General features: G+C 55.0%; 15 protein-coding genes. 5 read left to right on the forward strand and 10 right to left on the reverse strand.

The features are described from left to right. Positions 1–181: 181 nt before the first annotated feature. Positions 182–538 carry a hypothetical protein gene (locus Q1A48_RS16755; RefSeq protein ID WP_299947208.1) on the reverse strand — a complete coding sequence of 119 codons (357 nt, stop codon included), beginning with the start codon at positions 536–538 and terminating at the stop codon, positions 182–184. Positions 539–702: 164 nt separating this feature from the next. Between Q1A48_RS16755 and Q1A48_RS16760 the strand changes: the two genes are divergently transcribed. Both Q1A48_RS16760 and Q1A48_RS16765 read left to right on the forward strand, forming a co-directional pair. Beyond that, positions 703–933 (forward strand): DUF350 domain-containing protein, encoded by a 231-nt coding sequence (locus tag Q1A48_RS16760; protein ID WP_299947211.1) that lies wholly within the window; start codon positions 703–705, stop codon positions 931–933. 4 nt (positions 934–937) lie between these two features. Beyond that, the gene (locus Q1A48_RS16765) at positions 938–1771 is read left to right on the forward strand and encodes a transglutaminase domain-containing protein (RefSeq protein ID WP_299947214.1); all 834 of its coding nucleotides are present in this window, start codon (positions 938–940) and stop codon (positions 1769–1771) included. 55 nt (positions 1772–1826) lie between these two features. On the opposite strand, the gene Q1A48_RS16770 is transcribed toward Q1A48_RS16765, so the two are convergent. Beyond that, on the reverse strand, positions 1827–4220 hold the full coding sequence (locus Q1A48_RS16770; protein WP_299947217.1) for a zinc-dependent metalloprotease: 2394 nt from the start codon (positions 4218–4220) through the stop codon (positions 1827–1829). A 212-nt stretch (positions 4221–4432) separates the two neighbouring features. Between Q1A48_RS16770 and Q1A48_RS16775 the strand changes: the two genes are divergently transcribed. Then, entirely contained in the window at positions 4433–5209 is a 777-nt protein-coding gene (locus Q1A48_RS16775) for a DUF2884 family protein (RefSeq protein WP_299947219.1), read from the forward strand. 243 nt (positions 5210–5452) lie between these two features. Here Q1A48_RS16775 and Q1A48_RS16780 read toward each other — a convergent pair whose 3' ends face one another. Next, entirely contained in the window at positions 5453–8278 is a 2826-nt protein-coding gene (locus Q1A48_RS16780) for a pitrilysin family protein (RefSeq protein WP_299947222.1), read from the reverse strand. Positions 8279–9145: 867 nt separating this feature from the next. On the opposite strand from Q1A48_RS16780, the gene Q1A48_RS16785 reads away from it, so the two are divergent. Next, complete coding sequence (locus tag Q1A48_RS16785; RefSeq protein ID WP_299947225.1) at positions 9146–12352, forward strand: DEAD/DEAH box helicase; 3207 nt, start codon at positions 9146–9148, stop codon at positions 12350–12352. A gap of 145 nt (positions 12353–12497) precedes the next feature. On the opposite strand, the gene Q1A48_RS16790 is transcribed toward Q1A48_RS16785, so the two are convergent. The 7 genes from Q1A48_RS16790 to Q1A48_RS16820 all read right to left on the reverse strand — a co-directional run bounded on the left by Q1A48_RS16790 (position 12498) and on the right by Q1A48_RS16820 (position 20871). After that, positions 12498–13397, reverse strand: coding sequence for a hydroxymethylglutaryl-CoA lyase (locus Q1A48_RS16790; protein WP_299947228.1), 900 nt, complete (start codon positions 13395–13397; stop codon positions 12498–12500). Further along, entirely contained in the window at positions 13394–15397 is a 2004-nt protein-coding gene (locus tag Q1A48_RS16795; RefSeq protein WP_299947231.1) for an acetyl/propionyl/methylcrotonyl-CoA carboxylase subunit alpha, read from the reverse strand. The genes Q1A48_RS16790 and Q1A48_RS16795 overlap by 4 nt, the downstream gene beginning before the upstream one ends. A 5-nt stretch (positions 15398–15402) precedes the next feature. Next, the gene (locus tag Q1A48_RS16800; RefSeq protein WP_299947234.1) at positions 15403–16200 is read right to left on the reverse strand and encodes an enoyl-CoA hydratase/isomerase family protein; all 798 of its coding nucleotides are present in this window, start codon (positions 16198–16200) and stop codon (positions 15403–15405) included. 72 nt (positions 16201–16272) lie between these two features. Further along, entirely contained in the window at positions 16273–17880 is a 1608-nt protein-coding gene (locus Q1A48_RS16805; protein WP_299947237.1) for a carboxyl transferase domain-containing protein, read from the reverse strand. Positions 17881–17997: 117 nt separating this feature from the next. Continuing rightward, positions 17998–19167 carry an isovaleryl-CoA dehydrogenase gene (locus Q1A48_RS16810; protein WP_299947240.1) on the reverse strand — a complete coding sequence of 390 codons (1170 nt, stop codon included), beginning with the start codon at positions 19165–19167 and terminating at the stop codon, positions 17998–18000. 100 nt (positions 19168–19267) lie between these two features. Next, the gene (locus tag Q1A48_RS16815; RefSeq protein WP_299947243.1) at positions 19268–19684 is read right to left on the reverse strand and encodes a MerR family DNA-binding transcriptional regulator; all 417 of its coding nucleotides are present in this window, start codon (positions 19682–19684) and stop codon (positions 19268–19270) included. A gap of 128 nt (positions 19685–19812) precedes the next feature. Next, positions 19813–20871 (reverse strand): hypothetical protein, encoded by a 1059-nt coding sequence (locus tag Q1A48_RS16820; RefSeq protein WP_299947245.1) that lies wholly within the window; start codon positions 20869–20871, stop codon positions 19813–19815. A 373-nt stretch (positions 20872–21244) separates the two neighbouring features. Between Q1A48_RS16820 and serB the strand changes: the two genes are divergently transcribed. Further along, a complete protein-coding gene (gene serB / locus Q1A48_RS16825) occupies positions 21245–22357 on the forward strand; it encodes a phosphoserine phosphatase SerB (protein WP_299947248.1) in 1113 nt (370 codons plus the stop codon). Positions 22358–22399: the final 42 nt, after the last annotated feature.

A 22399-nucleotide genomic window follows, 5' to 3' on the forward strand; every position in this document is an offset into this window, starting at 1 on the left:
GTTCGTGAACTGAACCTGACCTGACAGACCACCGTCAGAAAAACCGGTAACTGTCAGATCAAGTCTGAACTACTACAATTAAGGACCATGACCCCACTCACCACAAAGTGACTCGTGTGCCCTTATTGGGTTTTTGAGTCTGATTCAAATCCATAAACACCTTTCTCTGTTCACACAGGGGTTATCGCTTTTTCCCTGCCGCTTGTTTCACCTGATTACCAAAAACGGCATGATCAATAACCCCACTACTGATAGCGCCTGTCATACGCACATCAAAGCTCATATTGCGCTGGTCTTTGGGCATAAAGCCCTTGAACCTCTCCAGGTGAACAAAGTCTGCAATGGGCAGCGTAACCAGTTTGTCACAATATAAAAGGCACATATCCAGGCGGAACTTCGAAGGCGGTACGACTTCCAGTTTGTAGCCATTCTGGGTGAGTACCTTACCGACATGTGCCGGCGGCACTTCTACCCGTTCCGCACAGGCATTTGTAAACAACAGGATGATCAATAGCCCCAGCACAAAAATTAAACGCATTTTTCCCCCAACTCAGGATAAAAAGCGGTTTCGATTTCTACAGCATAGCAAGTTAATAAAATCCTTTTCAGTATGGTATTCTTTGCGCTTATTCTGAGCCCGACCCAGATTTTGACTAAATAGTGAATTTGGGACTATCAACCTAATTACACACAAGTGACACTATGCAATTGGAATTTATTACCGCAACCTTTTTCAATTTTGGTATCAACCTGCTCTATACCCTGATTGCGCTGTTTATTGGTATCGCCGCATTAGTAACCATTGATAAAAAGCTGTTGCGTACCGTGGATATTGAGGGTGAGTTAAAAAACGGCAATATTGCGGTCTCTATTTTTGCCTCCACAATATTGATTTTTGTTGCCATCATTATTTCTTTCGGACTGAAAGGCTAGCACAGTGCGCAAATGGACAATGCTGCTTCTTGCACTTTCCCTGGCACTGATGGCACCCGAGATACTGCGCAACACTTTACATGGCACTGCAGCCAAATTTGCACAGGAAGCGTCACTAAATGCAAAAATCCGGATTTCAAGTGCCAATACAGACACCAAGCCTCTGAAACAGGACCGCCAGCACGGCGTTGTGCGTGTGACAGGCAGTAGCCAGTCTCTATCCGAGGAGGCTATTCAAGGTGTGGTGGCCAAGCGCACTCTGGAGGAAAGCGCCCATGTCTCCGTATGGAACTGGCAGGGCATCGAAGCGGCAACCGCCTCTGCGCGGGGGCTCGATCAGCTGCATCACTTTGCCAGCAGCTATCTGGTGGGTTTCAAGCCATTCGAAACCAGACAGCTGTGGGTACCGCTCTATATTCTGGCAATGAACAAAGAGTACCAGTACGACCATCTACAGTACGCAGGCCTGTCTGATATCTGGCAAACATCGCGTCAAGCCTATTACCAAAAGCGGGGGGATTGTGAGGACCACGCCATTCTTCTGGCCGACTGGCTGATTGAATTGGGCGTGGATGCGCGGGTGGCACTGGGTACCCACAAGGGCCAGGGACACGCCTGGGTGGTCGCCATTGTGGATAACCAGGAGTACTTGCTTGAGGCCACCAGCAAGCGGCGCCAGGCCAGCTGGCAAGCCATGCCCCTGGCTGCGCTGGCGGAAGGGTACAAGGTGGAATTTCAATTCAACCGGCATTTCTTTTGGGCCAAGCGCCGCCCGGTGCCCACCCGTAAATATCGCGGCAGCCACTGGATTAAAAAATCTCAGTTTATCCGCAGTTGATCCGGCAAACGGAACAGACAGTAGCAGTCTTTTACACCTGCACAAACAACACTTATCAGATCGGAGAGCCCGGCGGCATCGCCTTGATATCCCCCGCCTTGACCTCCAGTTCGCCGCTGATAAACGCCTCTATACGTTTCGCCTGAAAATAGTAGTGGGCACTATATCCCTGGGGGTCCTCACCAAATAGCCTCTTTGTACCCAATGCCAGCTGGAATTTGGCCAGTTGCAAATGTGCCTTGGCCCGCACCGATTCGGCGGCGCTGTTATCGGAAGCCAAGAGCATTAGACGCTGGATATAGGTGTGGTTTACACGCTGGTGGATTTCGGCCCGCAACCCGGAATAGTGCGCGCTGTCGAGGGCCATCGCGGTAAGTTGGGACAGCAGTGTATCGAATCCGGGAATTTCACTGCTGCGCGCGCTTTGCTGGTTCATGCGCGCTGCCCGCTGGGGGTTCATCAGGATGGACAGGGTGTGATTCGCTGCCGCTTCACCGAGGGCCACCGCGTCGAAGGCCACACCGGTGTATGCGGGAAAACTCTCTCCTGTGCGACTGTAGCCGTAGGACTTTGGCGGCATTATTTGCAAGACCTGTTCCGGCAATGCCAGGAAATCGGGGGAGAGCGTCCCCAGCAGTGCAGTGATGGCCTGCTGCTGACGCTCAGCGGGCACCAGGGTATAGCTGTTCTGTTCAGCATCGTTGTACAGGTAATCGTAATCCAGGCCGCCGATCAGTTTACCCACCGCTTCCGCCTGGTAGCGGTGCCCATAATAAACCGGTACCAGAGTCTCCTCCAGATCCGAGCGGGGGGCGGATTTGGGGTTCGCAGCGATAGAAAAGTTATCCAGAGCATGGCGACGCAACTCCAGCATACGCACAAACTCCGCCAGAGGGTCATTGCCGTTATCCCATAAATGGGACACCGCATGGGCATTATTGATGGTGCGGGAATCGGGGTCGGATATAAAGCGCAGCTTTTGCGCCCGAGCCTCGGCGATAATAGACTGCAAAAACGCCCGCTCATCACCCCCATCGCCATAACCATATTGAATGGCCAGTTTGTCCCAAGCGCCGATGCCGGTGGCATAGGCATCAGACAGCCGCAACTGTTCCCCATGCAGGGAGACTAACGGCGCCGGATAATCCATTACCGAAGCGCGCCCTCCACCACTCGCGGCAAAATTGTGCGCAAGCCCAAGGGTATGACCGACTTCGTGGGCGGAAAGCTGGCGGATACGGGTCAGGGCCAGGGCTTTCAGGGCCCCGGTATCTGCCGGTCGATCGCCGAAGGGCTGCAGCAAGCCCTGAGCGATCAGGAAGTCCTGACGTACACGCAGGGAGCCCAGTGTCACGTTTCCTTTGAGAATCTCCCCGGTGCGGGGATCAGTTACCGAGTAACCGTAGGACCAGCCACGGGTGGCACGGTGTACCCAGTTAATCACGTTGTAGCGCACATCCAGCGGATCGACATTCTCCGGCAGAATGGCCACGCGGAATGCATTTTTATAGCCGGCTGCGGTAAATGCCTGATTCCACCAACTGGCCCCTTCAACCAGGGCGCTGCGCACCGGCTCGGGAACTCCGGAATCCACGTAGTAAACAATCGGCTCCACCACCTCATCACTGCCGGGTTTCTTCTGCAGACGATGGCGATAGATCAAACGCTGGTCCAGGGGCTGATCGATTGCGGTGGCGTAATTCCGGTAAACGAAGGGAAAGTAGCCACTGCGGCTGTGGAAGCGGCGCGGTTGGTAGTCATTATCCGGCAGTTCGATCAAAGAAATATGCTGACGCAGGGATACCAAAGTCGGGGTCGGCACGACCTCGCGCAGTTGCTTGCCCGGTTCGGTGCCTGTGAACGTCAGCTGTGCTTCGAACTCGCTGTTGTTGGGGAAGTTTTTGGTGCGCGCAAGGTAAACGGCCGATTTGGACTTATCCACCGTATAGTTGCCCTGTTTTGCCTGCTTGAGCCGCGATCCGATACCGTGCTGGTCGCTGAGCAGAAAGGGGGTGAAATCCACCAGCGCACGGCCCTCTCCCTGTGCCAGAATTTCGAAACCCCAGAGTATCGAGGAAGCAAAGGCCTCCTGTACCGCGCGACGCTCAGCCGGGTTTTCCGACTCTGCGCGATAGTGCATATTCACTTGGTGCAGAAGCACCTTGTTTCCCGCACGCTGGAATTTTACCAGGCGGCTCTCTCCAATCTGGTTGCGGTCCAATCCTACCGGGTTGGAACCCAGCCCCTGGGCCAGGCCTGTGAGGAGCAGCAGCTCACGATCAAATACGTCAATTTCCAGCAGTATCCGGCCACTGCTTTCATCCCAATAGAAATCGTGATAGCCACTGCGCTTGTGCATATCCACTGTGTATTCGGCGATGCCTCCGGCCTGTGCCACTGCCCCAAATAGCACCAGCCACAGCACCGCCAACGGTCTACTCAAAGACATTGGTTGCCCCCAATCTTATTTACGTTATAAAACAGCCATTGCTATGTTACCTGGGGCACTCCGGTCAGCGTCAAGATGCGCATTGAGCCCCTGGGTAATAAGACCCGCTCTCTGCACAAAAAATAACCGCCAATATTTCTTCGCCACACTGCATCCATTGCCTGCACAGATTGCGTCATAGGAAGAAGACGACAAAGACAGGAACAAACTCCATGTGGAAACCACTCGGTATTTCAATACTTATCGGGCTCGGGAGCGCAAACCAGGCCATAGGCCACGATGTCTCTGGAATCACTGGGGACAACTGCACAGTATCGCTCCACTATCCGGTTCGTGTCGGCCCCGATTTCCTGGAGGTACAAAACACCGATAGCGACTATCAACTGGTACATTTCGCAACTCCAAACCAGCTGCTGGTCGATGGAAAGTCCGTCCCCTTGAACCAGCAACAACAGCAACTGTTGCAAGACTACCGCCGGCAGCTGCACCGTGCCGGGCGGGAAACACTACTGATCACCCTGGAGGCCATGGATATCGCCATGGACGGGCTGTCCATGGCGATTGCTGCCCTGGCCGGCCCGGATCACCCGGACAATCTTGAGCTGCAGCAGTTCTCCAAGGAACTGCTGCAGCGCACCGAGGCGCGTCTCAATCGGGAGGGGGAAATCTACCAACTGGGATATTCCGAGATCGGGGACTTCATTGACAAGACAATATCCGAGGAGTTTGAACCGCGCATAGAGCAACTTGCCAGGGAATCCGCCACAACCATCGCCTGGCACGCCATCAAAGCGGTATTTACCGGTGGCCGCAGCCTTGAAAAGCAGATTACTGAAAAGACCGAACAAATGCTGGAGCAGCGTTCAAATCAAATTGAGCAACACGCCGAGCGGCTGTGTGCATCCCTGTCGTCTATTGACCGGCTGGAACAAGAGGTACACCAATCAATCCCTGCGCTCACAAGCTATGACCTGGTCAGGGTAGAGTAGATTTCATCCCCCCCAACTCGGCCGCTATGCGGCCTTTTTTTGGCTTTTATCCACAGATATGCCAACTTTGGCCCGCTGACTGTTACCAGTCATCCCGTAATCAAACAGCATACCGGGCTGAACAGCCGGCGTATCTCCCCATCAGACACAAGAAATACACCGGTTAACGTGGCTTGTTACAGCTGGCCGTCAAACAGTTCCAAAGGCACCTTTCGACCGCCTGCTGTGCTCTTCCACTGAAGCTTATTGTGCCGCCAGCTCGTCGATGCGCTTGCCATCCACATCCAGTTCCATCATGGGACCGATATCCAGATCGCGAATACCCTTTGCGATTTTGCTCTTGTCACCGACAATCACCCAGATAAATTGCTCCGGTTTAATCGTCTCGCGGGCCAGGGTGTGGATAGAATCCAGATCTGCACTGCGGATCTGCTCGGCATAACTATCCATATAATCCAGAGGACGCTCGTAGGTCACCATGCTGGAGACCGCGCTGGACACGGCATTGATGGTCTCGAAACGGCCAGGCAGCTCATTCACACGCTTATCCTTGACTTTCTGCAACTCTTCCTCCTGCGCCGGTCTGTTACGGGTATAAGCGCGCAACTCTTTTTGCAGCTCCCGCAGGGACTCGCTGGTTTTGTCGGTCTGAACCGGGGCGTAGACGATCAGCGGCTGCTGTCCCTTGGCACCGGTCATAAAAGAATAGGCGCCATAAGCCCAATGTTTGTCCTCACGCAGATTCATATTGATACGCGCGGTAAATGTGCCACCGAAAATGTCGTTCATCATATGCAGGGCTTCACGCTCTGCGATTTTCTCAGATGGCGCCAGCAAGCCGCCGATTATCATAGTCTGCTCGGCACCGGGCTTATCGATCAGATAAACGCTGGCTTTTTCCGGGTGTGCCACCAGGGCCAGGTTCTTCTGTGGCAGAGCGCTCCCCGGTGCACGCCAGTCGGCAAAATACTGCTCCAGTTTTTGTGTCAATTCGCCCAGGGTAATATCTCCCACTGCCACCAGGGTGGCATTGTCCGGGCGTATCCAGGTCTGGTGATAACCCTCCAGATCGTCGCGTCCCAGTGATTGGATAGAGGCCTCGCTACCGGAACCGGTGAGGGGCACCCCATAGGCATGATTTTCGCCGTATAGAAGGGGGGGCAGACTGCGCAGGGCCATATCCACCGGGCGGGTTTTTTCTTGCTGGATGGCGGCGATCCAACGTGTGCGCTTGCGTTCGATTTCATCATCGGAGAAGGCCGGACGCAGAACCACATCGGCAAACAGCGCTATGGAATCGTCCAGGTTCGCTTTCAGTGCATTGAGACGCACAGTGGAAGTATCAATATCCGCCCAGGTGCTGATATGTGCTCCAAGTACCTCCTCTTTGGCACTGATTTCCAGGGCGCTCAGGTTGCTGGTACCCTCCTTCAGCATGGACATGGCGTAGCTGGAAGTGCCCAGTGTATTCCCCTGGTCAGCGGCATAACCGGCATCGAACTGCAGGCGCATATCCACCACCGGTACCGAATGGCGTTCTGCCAGCACCACTTTCAGGCCGTTGGAAAGCTCGGCAGTTTGTATTTTGGGAAAGGGAACGCTGGGGAAATCGCCGGTTTCCGGCAGCTTGGACCTGTCTGCGCCCGACTTCGCCACAGCATATTCGGCAAAGGGATGCACTTCCAGATTGTAGTCACCGTTTGACAGCCACTTCTGCGCGGCAACCTGTACCTGTTGTGGGGTAATTTCCTGCTTTACGCTCAACGCATCCAGGTAGGCAGTGGGGTTGTCCAGGTAAAGCTCTCCGCGGGCCAGGATAACGCCCTTACCGCTCCAGCCGCCGACCTGCTCCAGATCCCGGGCATAGGAGGCGTACGCGCTCATATTGACACGCGCCAGCTCCTCCGCCGTTGGCCCCTCCTCAAGGAAACGCTGCAGTTCCTCTTCAATCGCTGTCTCTATTTCGGACAGATCGACGCCGGGTTTTGCATTGGCGATGATTTGAAAAATTGAGGAGAGTTCAAATTCGTACAAGGGCACACTGACATCCGTGGCAATCTGGTCCTTATAGACAAGGCGCTTGTATAACCGTGAGTTCTTGCCGTCGCCGAGCACTGCAGCCGCCATCGCTACGGCATTGGCGTCCTCATGGGTCAGATTGGGGGTGTTCCAGACTTTGTAGAGCCGTGACTGGGCCACGCGATCATACATCTGCTCGCGACTCGACTGGTCGCGTTTGGCGATCCAGGCTTTTTTCTTGATCAGGGGTGGGCCGGCGGGAATATCACCAAAATATTGGCTGGCCTTCTCTTTGGCGGTGTCAAGATCGATATCACCCGCCAGCACCAGAACTGTATTGGCGGCCCCGTAATACTGCTTAAACCATTCGTGGACATCTTCCAGGGTGGCGGCCTCAAGATCCTCCATAGAGCCGATTGTGGTCCAGGAATAGGGGTGACCCGCAGGGAAAATAGCCTTCTGCATGCGCTCCCAGACTTTGCCATAAGGCTGGTTTTGCCCCTGGCGCTTTTCATTTTGAACGACACCACGCTGCTCATCCAGCTTTTCCTGGGTTATCACACCGAGCAGGTGTCCCATACGATCGGACTCCATCCACAGCGCCATATCCAGGGCGTTGCTTGGCACCGTTTCAAAATAATTGGTGCGGTCCAGCCAGGTGGTACCGTTCATGCCGGTAGCCCCGGCCAGTTCGAAGGGTTTAAAATATTCGTCGTTGTAGTTTTCAGAGCCGTTGAACATCAGGTGTTCAAACAGGTGGGCAAAGCCCGTGCGGCCGGGTTTCTCATCTTTGGAACCCACGTGATACCAGACACCTACAGAGACAATCGGTGCCTTGTGATCTTCGTGCACAATAACGCGCAGACCATTCGGCAAGGTGAATTTTTCATAAGCAATTTGCAGTGGCTCTGCAGGACTCATTTTCGCTGCAGCCGTATTCAGGGTTGATTCGGCCTTGGGTGAACTTGCACTGTTTTGCGGCGCTTCGCCACAGGCAGCAATAGCCAGCGATAGCGCCAGGGGGATACTGTGCTTGAGTACAGTTTTCATATCAGTTTCCTTGTCGGGCAGCCTCAAATGGTCACTTTCCTGGTAGGGAGTACTCGCGGGAATAGCAGCCGGAAAAATGTTAGCCGAAAACGACCGTTGTGTTTATCGCTTTTCCAGACTGCTTACCATCTCTGGGCATGGTAGCCCAGCGTCAAACTCCACATTGATCTGTGCTGGTATTTGAAGGCGGCACTTGTCTTTTGGTCTTCCGGTTCAGGGGTTATATAGGCTCTGGGAGCATTTGGCAAACCCATTGGCCTGGGATCAAAGGCAACCCCTTGATTTAGACATACGCCCCGCCCGGCGGGTCTTACGGATAATTTTGATATTCGGCAGATTGTTGCAACAGCGCCTGTCGCTTTGGAAAATGAGGTCATTGCCAGGGCAATACATAGGAAACAGATCTCTACAACCCATACGTTGGCACCGAATGAGTGACCGGAGCCTGTGGCAAGTGTGCCGTTTATCAGGGTGACGATTCAAAGGCAAGTTGATCCCTGATGCGGGCTGGCTCCTGCTGGATTCACAGGGAGGGACTGGGAATCAGCCAAGGCCGTATAAAGCGGGAGATAAAGTCATGACACTCCATCCAGTGTCCCGATCTTTTGCACATAGGGCGGCACCAGCCAAGCTGCGTTTTGGCAGGGCTGCTGCCAACCCCGTTTCAATCCCCTGCGAAGTAGCTCAGTGAGTGGATCAGTCCGAGCCCCTCGACCTACCGTCTCAATAGCGTTATTCTTGTTTACCGTAGCTTGTTCCTTGGGCGGTTGATTGTGAGACAACAACAAATCAACCCATACACTGCCTCTTATCAAGATCTCAAATACCAAATTTGGTTTCAACGCTCACCTTTTGCAAGACACCCGCATGGATATCATTTTCTCCCTAGAAGATATTGAAAATCAATTTTCGGATAATAGCCTCATTCGTGGTAAAGCCTATCATCAACGTGGCAAAGTTAAAAAGTACCAGGCCTCCCGTGATTTTCACAAAATTTACGGCGTCGTGATCGGCTCTGGCAACAGGAACTACGATCAGAATATCACTATTGTAAACCGTAAACGATATAACGGGCCGAAGATTATTGGGGACTGTACCTGTCCTGTCAGTTATAATTGCAAACATGTTGTCGCAGTACTTTTTACCCTACTAGAAGAAAATACAATACCCAAAGTTGTAACCGGAAATACCTCTATTCTTGATCGCTGGCAAGAGTGGCAGCGGGGTAATTTGGAAGAAGAGCGCATATATGAAGATCGACTCACCAGCAATCAACACCTGCTTTATACCCTCAACTGGAATCAGCAGTACCATTCGCCACATGTCAGTGTAAATATCTATTCCGCAAGACCATTAAAAAAAGGCGGTTATGGAAAGTCACAGCGTGAGCAGATCTACCGGGCAAATCACTTGTCTTTTTCTGATGATGACAAACGGATTATCGGGTTTTTAAAGCTTCTCTCTGAGCTGAATTCCCGATCATCGCTTCGCGGCAAGGAGGGCACTTTGCTCCTTGACCAATTGTTAAACAGTCAGCGCCTGTTTAACAATATGGAAGAGCGGATTCCAATTCGGCAAGGCGAGTCAGTTGAACTGGCGTTGCAATGGGACACAGCCGGGTCAGCCACAGCATTGAAACCCATTATTGACGGACTTGCGCCTGGTTGGCACATGATTCCCACTGATCCACCCAGTTACTTTGATTCCAATTTGAACACAATTGGTCATATCAACACCTCTATTAATGGAGCGACGCTCGAAAAACTGATCAACATGCCCCCTATACCGGAAGACGCACTGGCCAAGGCATTTCCTTATCTGCAGAATCTGGCCGGAGTCAATACCCTACCCATACCAAAATCACTGCCTCTTACTGTCATTGATGAAGCGGTAAGGCCGACGCTAGCGCTTAAGTCTGTTCAACTCCCACACAGTACCGAGCGCATCCATATCGCGGATTTTCGCCTGTTCTATGGCCCTATTCCGCTGTCGGGGGATGAAATTTTCTCCAAACAGCCCGCCACTGCAGAGCTGCAAGAATACCAGGGGCAGTTGTACCGCCTAAACCGGGATTTTATGCGGGAGGAAGAGGCCATCCAGACACTGTTCAAGTGGCCTTGGCATTTTAACTCCGACCAGTCGGCTCAACCGTTTCTGACATTTTTGAACCGCGGGTCCACCATCGAAACCATAGAGCAATGGCACCAATTTATTCAGGAAGGCATTCCAGAGCTGAAAGCCTCGGGCTGGTTGGTTGAGGTAGAAGAGAGCTTTTCTCTCAAAATCCACACTGTTGAGGAATGGGGATGGGAGGCCGAACAGGAGTCCAATGACTGGTTCTCCCTGGGAGTTACAATTGATATTGAAGGACAATCACTTCCCCTGATCCCTCTGCTGATAGGTTATCTGGAACTGGGTGCAGAAACCCACGCCAAAAAAGAAACCCTGATCCCGTTTGGTTCCGGTGAATATATCCGGCTCCCCAATACGCTGTTTAAGGATCTCAGCGCCCTACTGGAGGAGTGGTATAACAGTGAATCCAATGGACTCAGAATTCCCAGGTATGCAGTGGGAGACCTGCCGGAACAAGAGGTTATCTGGAGTGGCAACAATAATCTCAAGACTCTGGCCCGGCATCTGCATAAAGGGCCCAAGCCGATCAAACCACCACGCACCTTGCGCGCACAATTACGTCCCTACCAACAAGCGGGTTTAAACTGGCTGCAGCACCTGCGCAGGTTAAACATGAACGGTATTCTGGCCGATGATATGGGCCTGGGCAAAACCCTGCAGACACTTGGCCACCTACTGAAAGAAAAGGAGGGCGGGCGCTTGAAAAGCCCCGCCTTGGTGATTGTACCAACCAGCCTGCTCGGAAACTGGCATCAAGAAGCTGAACGCTTTGCCCCCAATTTGTCTGTCCTTGTATTGCATGGCAACCAACGTCACGAAAACTACACCCTTATTCCGCAATCGGATCTGGTTATTACCACTTACCCGCTCATTGTTCGCGATGAAGAAATTTTCCAAAATCAAGAATTCCATATTCTTATTTTGGATGAAGCTCAGGTAATCAAGAATTATAAATCCAAGGCTTCACAGGTTGTTCGCACCCTGAATGCACAACATCGGATTTGCCTGACAGGAACACCTTTGGAAAATCATCTGGGTGAGCTTTGGTCTCTCTTCGACTTTCTGATGCCAGGGTTTCTACAAAACCGGAAAAAATTTAACACCCTCTACAGAACCCCGATTGAAAAGCAAAGCAGTGAGGAAAAACAGGGGCAACTCTGTCACAGGATTTCTCCATTTTTGCTACGCCGAACAAAGCAGGAAGTTGCAAAAGAACTGCCGGCAAAGACAGAGATTATATATCGGGTAAATTTTGGCAAAAACCAGGCTGCTCTCTACGAAACAGTACGCGCAGCAATGGAGAAGCGGGTGAGGGATTTGATGAAACAAAAAGGTCTAAATCGATCCCAGATAGAAATACTGGATGCGCTATTGAAGTTGAGACAAACATGCTGTGACCCACAGCTTGTCAAACTCGAAAAAGCCAAAAAAGTGAAACAATCTGCAAAACTTGAAGCCCTCATGGAACTACTTCCGGAGATGGTGGAGGAGGGGCGTAAAATTCTATTATTCTCCCAATTCACGGAAATGCTAGGAAAAATAGCATCAAAACTCGACCAGGCTAATATTCCATACGCAAAACTAACCGGCCAGACTCGCAGGCGCCAGGAAGCGATCGATACCTTCCAAAATGGCGATATCCCCGTATTCTTGATTAGTCTTAAGGCCGGAGGCGTAGGCCTGAATTTAACCGCGGCAGATACTGTCATCCACTATGATCCCTGGTGGAATCCAGCCGTGGAAAATCAAGCCACAGACAGGGCCCATCGCATCGGGCAGGACAAGCCAATTTTTGTCTATAAACTCATTTGCGAAAATACAGTTGAGGAAAAAATTCTTGAATTACAGGCACAAAAACAAGCCCTGGCCGATGCTGTATATAGCAAAAATCATGGAACTGTAAAAATGGATAGTGAACAGTGGTTGGCCCTTTTTCGTTAGTATGCTAGAAGAACCCATGCACTTCGAGGGTTAATATTACAACACCGGTGAAAGGTGGCATGAAATGAGGGATAGTAATTTAGCAGGCTGCTAAAGGAAATTTGGCAAAAGACCACTTTGGGGAACAAGAACATACCGAAGAAGATTAATGGGGCGACAAAGCTTTGGCCACGCGTGAGTTGGTTTCACGCCCCAACTGCTCAGAAATAAAGTTGCCAGCCTCTGCCAGTAGCTGTAAATCCACGCCGGTTTCGATATCCAGGCCGTTGAGCATATAGAGCACATCCTCACTGGCGACATTGCCAGAGGCGCCGCGGGCATAGGGGCAGCCCCCCAGGCCGGCTACGGCAGAGTCCACTACCGCGACACCCATTTGCAGGGCGGCGTAGATATTGGCCAGGGCCTGGCCGTAGGTATCGTGGAAGTGCACCGCGAGTTTTCCCACAGGTACACGGGCCATCACCTGCTCCAGCATACGCTTGGCCGCTTCCGGGGTGCCAACACCGATGGTATCGCCGAGGGAAATCTCGTAGCAGCCCATCTCCAACAGAGCGGCACTAACTTCTGCCACTTTGGCCGGATCAATATCGCCTTCATAGGGGCAACCAAGTACGCAGGATACGTATCCGCGCACGGGTATGCCGTCTTGCTTCGCTTTTTCCACCAGTGGGCGGAAGCGCTCCAGACTCTCAGCGATACTGCAATTAATATTTTTCTGGGTGAAGGCTTCCGAGGCCGCACCAAATACGGCGACCTCATCTGCTTTGGCTTCCACTGCGCGCTCATAGCCTTTTAAGTTTGGCGTGAGCGCGCTGTAGATAACACCGTCTTTGCGCTGGATACCCGCCAGTACTGCTTCACTGGCGGCCATTTGCGGTACCCACTTGGGGCTGACAAAACTGCCGGCTTCAATAACCGACAGACCGCTGACACTGAGCTTGTCCACCAGGGCGATACGGGTTTCCACGGAGATGGGCTGCTTTTCATTTTGCAGGCCATCTCGGGGCCCGACTTCCACGATTTTGACGTGCTTGGGCAGGTTCATGATTGCGCCCCCTCTGCAAAATCTACCAGCAGGCTGCCGCCATCCACCAGCTCACCTTCGGCACAGAAAAATTGATGTACGGTGCCGGCAGCGGGAGCGCGCAGGGTGTGCTCCATTTTCATCGCTTCCATCACCAGCAGCGGCTGGTCTTTTTCCACAACCGAGCCGGGCTCTACCAGCAGGGAAATAATAGTGCCGTTCATGGGGGCGTCGAGGCCGTGGGCCTGGTCGTTGCTCTCGCCGATATCCGGCGGCAGCAACTTAAATTCCACTTGAGTGCCATCGATAAATACAGCACCGCCATCGCGGGTATTCACAGCGGAGAAACTCATGCGGCAGCCATCCACCAGCATCAGGTCACGGCCCGGCAGCAGGCGAATCTCGCCGCTGTTTTTCTCCCCGCACAAGGCATCGCAGGTCCAACGCAGGCTGTCGCCTTCGGCAACAAAGCGGATCTGTGCGTGGTGGCCACGGTAATCCACGGTCTGGGTACGGCTGCCGGCGAGGGCATTGCGCCAGTTATCACCCTTGTGCCAGGGGGAGTAGCGGTCCCGTTGTGGGGCGCTGTTGCGCAGATCTCGCTCTTCGCGCTGCTGCAGGTATCCGGCAATAGCGGCGCACTTTAGCGGAGTCAACGTCTGCTCCCGATGCAGTACTTCCGCCTCAAAGTCCTCAATAAAATGGGTGGAAACACGACCACAGGCGAAAGCCTCGTGATTGATCACCCGGCGCAGGAATTCGATATTGTGACGCACACCGGCGATCTGGTAATCGCGTAGGGCGCGGTCCAGCTTGGCCAGGGCCTGTTTGCGGGTGCGGCCGTGGCAGATCAACTTGGCGATCATGGGATCGTAATGCACGCTGATTTCATCGCCAGTCTGCACACCGGTATCCACACGCACGCCCTCGCCTTCCGCCGGCGGTTGGTGACGCACCAACACGCCGGTAGCGGGCAGGAAATCGTTATCCGGGTCTTCGGCGTAGATGCGCACTTCCATGGCATGGCCGTTGATCTGCAGCTCATCCTGGCTCAAAGGCAGAGACTCGCCGGCAGCGACTGCCAGCTGCCAGGCCACCAGGTCCTGGCCTGTGATCATTTCTGTGACCGGGTGCTCCACCTGCAGGCGGGTGTTCATTTCCATAAAGTAGAAAGCACCGCTGGCATCCAGCAGGAATTCCACTGTGCCAGCCCCCACATAACCGATGGCGTAGGCGGCGCGCAGTGCCGCTTCCCCCATACGGGCGCGCAGCTCCGGGGTCATCCCCGGTGCCGGGGCCTCTTCCACCACTTTCTGGTGGCGGCGCTGTACAGAGCAATCCCGTTCGAACAGGTAGACGCCATTGCCCTGCTGATCGCAGAACACCTGGATTTCCACATGGCGAGGGCTCACCACGTAGCGCTCTAGCAGCATAATGTCGTCGCCAAAGGCATTCATGGCCTCACGCTTGGCAGCGGCCAGCGCTTGGTGGAATGCATCGGCACTGTCGACACGGCGCATCCCCTTACCACCGCCGCCGGCAGCAGCTTTCAGCAATACCGGGTAACCGATGCGATTGGCATGGCCTTCTAGCAGTTCTGTATTTTGGTTGGTGCCGTGGTAACCGGGCACCAGGGGTACATTGGCCTCTTCCATAATGCGCTTGGCGGCGGACTTGGAGCCCATAGCCTCAATCGCGCCGGTGGGCGGGCCGACAAAAATAATGCCGGCACTATCGCAGGCGCGGCAGAACCCGGCATTTTCCGACAGGAAACCATAACCCGGATGGATGGCATCGACGCCGGTCTGCTTGGCCGCACCCAGCACCTTGTCGATATCCAAGTAGGAATCCCTGGCCGGGGCCGGGCCCAGGCGCACCGCTTCATCCGCCATCTGCACGTGTAAGGCGTCGGCATCCGCATCGGAATACACCGCGACAGTGGCCACCCCCAGGCGGCGGGCGGTCTTGATAATACGGCAGGCAATTTCGCCGCGATTAGCTATTAACAGTTTGCGAATCATAAAAATTACCCTTCGCTACCATGCATCCAACTGGGTGCACGCTTTTCCAAAAACGCACTCAACCCTTCCTGCCCTTCCGGCGATACGCGCACCGCGGCGATGAGTGCACTGGTCTGCCCCTGCAGCTCATTGTTTATTACCCGGTTGGACATAGACATGGCCAGTTGCTTGGCCATGGCGACCGCCTTGGGGCCGTTATCGGCAATGGCGTTCACCAGTTGCTGCACATGCAGATCCAGCTCGCCCTCGGCGCAGACTTCAGACACCAATCCGATCTGCTCGGCGCGCACAGCGGAGAAACGCTCCGCTGTGACAAAGTAACGGCGCGCATGGCGGGTGCCGATAGCATTGATGACATAGGGGCTGATAGTGGCGGGCAGCAGTCCAATTTTGACTTCAGAAAGGCAGAAGCTGGCGCGCTCAGTGGCCACGGCCATATCGCAGCAACTCACCAGGCCCACGGCACCGCCGAAAGCGGCGCCCTGTACCCGCGCGATGGTGGGCGCGGGGAAGGTGTCGAGCTTGTACAGCATGGCGGCGAGCGCAGCGGCGTCGCGGCGGTTTTCCTCTTCCGAATAAGTCGCCATGCGCTTCATCCAGTTGAGGTCGGCGCCGGCGGAAAAGCTCTTGCCATTGGAGGCCAGTACCAGCACGCGCACTGCGGGGTTTTGCGCCAGTGTGTCAAAAGTGTGAGCCAAGGCATGGATCAGTGCATCGTCAAAAGCGTTGTGGATTTCCGGGCGGTTCAGGGTGACCGTGGCCACACCCTCGCTATCCACTTCGCACAGCAATTTATCGCTCATTGTCATTCCTCGAATGGGGCGTCTCTTTTGCGCCGTGGCGTTCTATCACCCCCGCCGCAAACCACGGTTTGGTTACATGCGGAACACGCCGAATCGGGTCTCTTGCGGCGCCTTATGGGTGGCCGCCGCCAGGCACAGGCCGAGCACGCGGCGGGTATCCGCCGGGTCGATAACGCCGTCATCCCACAGGCGCGCGGAGGCGTAGTAGGGGTGCCCCTGGTGCTCGTAGTTATCCACAATCGGCTGTTTAAACTGGCGCTCTTCCTCTTCACTCCAGGATTCACCCCGCGCTGCCATCTGGTCGCGCTTCACCTGTGCCAGCACGCCGGCCGCCTGCTCACCGCCCATCACGGAGATACGCGCGTTGGGCCACATAAACAAAAAGTTGGGGTCATAGGCGCGGCCACACATGCCGTAGTTACCGGCACCGAAAGAGCCGCCGATCAGGAGGGTGATTTTCGGCACCTTGGCGGTGGCCACGGCTGTCACCATCTTGGCGCCGTGCTTGGCAATGCCGCCCGCCTCGTACTGTTTGCCCACCATAAAACCGGTGATATTTTGCAGGAACACCAGCGGAATCTTGCGCTGCGCGCACAACTCAATAAAGTGCGCGCCCTTCTGCGCACTCTCCGCAAACAGGATGCCGTTGTTGGCGACGATGCCCGCCGGGTAACCATTGATACGGGCAAACCCCGTGACCAGGGTGGTGCCGTACAACGCTTTAAATTCATCGAATTCAGAACCGTCCACCACCCGCGCGATAATCTCACGCACATCAAATGGCTGACGCGAATCTTTCGGCACCACACCGTAAATATCTTCCGGCGGATAAATCGGCTCCACCGGCATTTGGATATCCAGATCCGGGTTCTTGATACGATTCAGACGCGCCACTGAGCGACGCGCCAACTGCAGAGCATGCACATCGTTATTGGCGTAGTGATCGGACACCCCGGAGGTGCGGCAATGCACTTCGGCACCGCCGAGTTCCTCGGCAGAAACTTCTTCACCAGTGGCCGCTTTTACCAGGGGCGGGCCCGCCAGGAAGATGGTGGCCTGCTCTTTCACCATAATGGATTCGTCTGCCATGGCCGGTACATAGGCACCGCCGGCAGTACAGCTACCCATGACCACCGCGATCTGCGGAATATTCTGTGCAGACAAATTGGCCTGGTTGAAAAAGATCCGGCCGAAATGTTCACGATCCGGGAAAACGTCATCCTGGCGCGGCAGGTTGGCACCGCCGGAGTCCACCAGGTAAATACACGGCAGGTTGTTCTGCTCGGCAATCGTCTGTGCGCGCAGATGTTTTTTTACCGTGAGCGGATAGTAGGTGCCGCCTTTTACCGTGGCATCGTTGGCGACGATCACACAGGGTTGGCCGGATACGGTGCCAATGCCGGTAATAATGCCCGCCGCGGGAACCTCCTCACCGTACACATCGTGCGCGGCCAGTTGGGAGAACTCCAGAAATGGGCTGCCCGGATCGAGCAGCGCATCGATGCGGTCCCGCGGTAATAATTTGCCCCGCGCCAGGTGTTTTTCCCGCGCGCGCTCACCACCGCCCTGGGCGACAGCTTCCACTTTGTCACGCAGGTCCGCCACCAGCGCCTGCATCTGCTCGCGGTTGTCACTAAAGGCGGCATCGCGCGTGTTTATTTTACTCTGCAACTGATTCATAAAATCTGATTCACTTTCCCGGAGAAAAGACCTCCACAGGGCGCGGCCTATGCCGCGGTGCCCGACTGGAGACAGCTGCCACCGGCAGGCACCGGCGGCGAGAAGAGACGCCCAACCTTAACGGGTCTCTTTAAACAGCTCGCGACCGATCAGCATTCGGCGCACTTCCGAAGTGCCCGCACCGATTTCGTAGAGTTTGGCATCGCGCAACAGGCGACCGGTGGCGTACTCGTTGATGTAACCATTGCCACCCAGGGTCTGGATAGCCTGCAGGGCCATCTGTGTTGCGCGCTCTGCAGTAAACAGGATTACCGCAGCGGCGTCCTTGCGCGAATCCTCACCGCGATCACATGCGCGGGCCACGGTGTAAAGATAAGAGCGGCTGGCATTCAGGTCGGCGTACATATCCGCAATCTTGCCCTGCATCAGCTGGAACTCACCGATGGCCTTGCCGAACTGCTTGCGCTCGTGGATATAAGGCACAACTACATCCAGGCACGCCTGCATAATACCTACCGGACCGCCGGAAAGAATGGTGCGCTCGTAGTCGAGGCCACTCATCAATACGCGCACGCCACCGTTCAGTTCGCCGAGGATATTGTCTTCCGGCACTTCGCAGTCTTCGAATACCAGTTCACAGGTGTTGGAGCCGCGCATACCCAGCTTGTCGAGTTTCTGCGCCTGGGAGAAACCGGCAACACCGCGCTCGACGATAAACGCGGTAATACCACCGGAACTGATGCCCGGCTCGGTGCGCGCATAGATCACATAGGTATCGGCATCGGGACCGTTGGTGATCCACATTTTATTGCCGTTCAAGATAAAGCGGTCACCGCGCTGCTCAGCGCGCAACTGCAGGCTCACCACGTCGGAGCCGGAATTGGGCTCACTCATGGCCAGCGCACCCACATGTTCACCGGAACACAGCTTGGGCAGGTACTTGAGTTTCTGCGCGCGGGTGCCGTTCTTGCGAATCTGGTTGACACACAGGTTGGAGTGGGCACCGTAAGACAAACCCACAGAGGCGGACGCGCGGGAGATTTCCTCCATGGCCACAGCGTGGGCCAGGTAACCCATATTGGAGCCACCGAACTCCTCTTCCACGGTCATGCCCAGCAGGCCCAGCTCGCCGAACTTCTTCCACATGTCCACCGGGAACAGGTTGTCTTCATCGATCTGCGCCGCGCGCGGGGCCAGCTCCGCCTGGCAGAACTTGTAGACCATGTCACGGAGCATGTCGATGTCTTCACCGAGGCCGAAGTTCAGGGTTGGGTAGGAGGTATTCATAGTGGCTCCACTAAAATTTTAAATTGCTCTACTTCTTCAAATGGCCGCTAGCAGCTTTTGTGCGCAACGGCCACCCAGCCCCGGGTGAATACCGGGCAGTTCAGGGGGACCCCTTTACACGGCTCTGCACCAGTGCCGCTTTTGCACGGGCTTCTGCCTCGTCCAGTTCACCCATCAGGCTCTCAATATCCCGCAACTGTTGGTGCAGATGCGTGCGTTTTTGGGCAATGTGTTTCAACAGGCGCTGCAATTGCTCCAGATTGCCGTGGGCGGGGTCGTACATATCGATAATCTCGCGACTCTCATCCAGGGAGAAACCCAGCCGCTTGCCGCGCAGAATCAGCTTCAGACGCACCCGTTCTTCAGGACTGTAAACACGGGTCTGACCACGGCGCTTCGGCTTGAGCAGACCCTTGTCCTCATAAAAACGAATGGTGCGGGTGGTGATATCGAATTCCCGCGCCAGCTCCGAGATGCTGTAGTTGAGGGGTTCCGGGGTGCTGGCGTCGGTTTTCATAAGTACTTCCTCTCGGTACGGCAAAGCCTAGCAAGAGTTTACGTTAACGTAAACGTAAAGCAGACACCAAAACATGTCTGCAAAAGGGCAATGAGTCACTAACCCACAGCTGTGAGGAAGTGGATTGATCAGGCGCTCAGCAGCTGCTGCAGCTGGTTGTCGAGCAGCTTTTGGTAGGTGGGCGTCAGGCCGGTCACTTCCAGAGTCCAGCCAGCACCGTGATGCTCGATCCGCCCCGCCAGGGCGTTGTCCTCCAGCAGCTCCGGATGCAGGAACAGCCCACGCGACTGGTTTAGCAACTGTTCGGCGGAGAAGTCTGGTGAATCGGGCGCACAGGGCGCCACTGCCAGCGCCAGTTTCAGGCCGGTGGTGCGGCTGATACTTTGCATCTCCCGCAATAGCAGGCCACAACAGACTGCGCGAAACGCCGCATCGGTACCGGAAAAGCCCAGGCCAACTTGTGGCCCGGCGCAACTCAATGGATGGGCATCATAGATACGCCGCAGCAACGCCATGCGACCATCCAACGCCCGCTGTATTCCCTCCAGGGCGCTTCGGCTGAGTTGGTTGGTCAATTGCGCCCAGTTCAGTGGGCGGAGGTACAGACCCACACTGTCTCCATTTTCTATAGGGGCATCCGGCGATGGCTGCGCCCTCTCCGCCGGCAGGCTGTACGGGGCGGAAAAGCCGTCGATCAACAGTGCTGCCACTGCACTAAACGGCAGGGCAAATACCAGGATCAACAGCAGGGTGGCCCAGGGGAAAGCCAGGTTGCCTCCCGGCACCAGAGTCACAGTGACATTGCCAGCAATACTGTCGTGCAGCACCACAGGCACATGGATGGCCTCTCCGCGTTTCAGGTCACCCACTTCCGCCAGGGTATTGGATTCCACATCCTCAATAGCGATACCACTGATGGCGGGTAACGCCAACAGTTGTCTCGCCAATAACTGCATACGGATACGATCACCGGCCACAATCAGCTCGAGACTCTGCCCGGCGAGAAAACCAGCCGCGGCGCGCGCCGAATCTTCGTCCCTTTCCACAGCGGCGGAGTAACGCTGGCTATAGTAGTGCCCAAGGGCCGCGCTGCAAAAAATGGCCAGCGTTAGCCATACAGCCACCGCCAGCAGGCGGTGGCGGGCCTGCTGGGATAATTGAGTAACCCGGGCGGACGCTTTTCGCAATAAAAAAATCATCGATACCGACATAAAGTGCAGCAAGTATTGCTTGCCTATTTTCGTTTACCCTGCCCGTCAGCCGTGTGCTCCAGCCTGATCATTGATTACCTGCAAAATGTTGCTACAGGTACGCGGACAGGCTGGAACGGGCCTGTGACGAGACACTGAAAATGCCTTCAACGGCCGTGATAGGCCCGGCAAACAGGCCCCTCCCCAGGGGCCTATGGATAACATCTGTACCTGAGGCGGGGCGCGTTGTCATGGGCGTATTCTCCCCGATTGGCCCCATCTCGGATTACCTGGCGGCGATTTTAGCGAAGATCGTGTCAAAAGCTATAATGCGCCGATACCCAATTCTTTTATCCCGGGGCGCCCTGTCATGAATAATTCCACCAACTCTCAAGAATTCCACCTGCCATTGGCACAAATTACCCAGCCTCCCCTGGATTGCACCCTGCGCTACTTAACTTTCGAGGGCCACTATGCACGCCTGGGTCTTGAGTATTCACACAGCGAACCCTTCGCGGGTATGGCCAGATGTGCATTTTCCCCAATGGCCGAAGTGCCCGCAGCGGTTCGGACTCCCTGGTGTATCACGCTGTTGTCCGCCTCGCCCAGGCTCTCGCAATTACAGCGATTGCTACAGTTCTTTGCTGAACAGCAGTGGACCGTTACCGCGGTAGACACCCTTTCGCAGAGTTTGGCGCGCACCGTAATCCGCTTCCAGATTGAGGGCAAAATTGAGTTATCCACAGCCCGCAATGCCTGCATGCATATGGCCGACACCCTGGGCGCCGACCTGGTTTTGCAGTCCGGTGCCAGCCAAAAAGTCCCGGCACTCGCCGGCTTCGATATGGACTCCACCCTGATCGACGCCGAAGTGGTCGACGAACTGGCCAAAATTGCCGGGGTTGGCGATCAGGTTGCCGCCATCACCCAGGCCGCGATGAGTGGAGACCTGGATTTCTGCGAAAGCTTCAAAAGACGCATGGCTTTGCTCAAGGGGTTTTCCGAGCAGCGCCTGGCGGAAATTGCCCGGCAACTACCGCTGAAAAAAGGCGCCCATAAACTGCTCAGCAGCCTGCGGGCACTGGGTTGCAAGACGGCAATCCTCACCGGGGGCTTTTCCTACTTCGCCAACTATCTGCAGAGAGAACGCTTGCCGGTGGATTTTGTGCACGCCAATGAAATGGTATTTTCCGGCGGTGTACTCACCGGTGAAGTGGTGGAGCCGATTGTCGATGGCCTGCGCAAGCGGACGCTGCTGCAGGCCAGGGCGCAAGAACTGGAACTGGGCCCTGAAAGCGTGGTTGCCATGGGCGATGGCGCCAACGATATTCCGATGCTGCACCTGGGCGCGCTGGGCATCGCCATTCATCCAAAGCCCAAAGTGCGCCTGGAAGCACCGCAAGTCATTAACCTGTTTGGACTGGATGCGGCGCTGTACTTGTTCGGCCTGAATGACCGGCAGATAGAAAAGCTCGCCAGTTAATCCGGCAACCCAATAGATTGCCGGTTTGAACGCGGTTTCAAC

Origin of the sequence: uncultured Microbulbifer sp. (assembly GCF_947489355.1) — a bacterium.
Taxonomy (GTDB): domain Bacteria; phylum Pseudomonadota; class Gammaproteobacteria; order Pseudomonadales; family Cellvibrionaceae; genus Microbulbifer.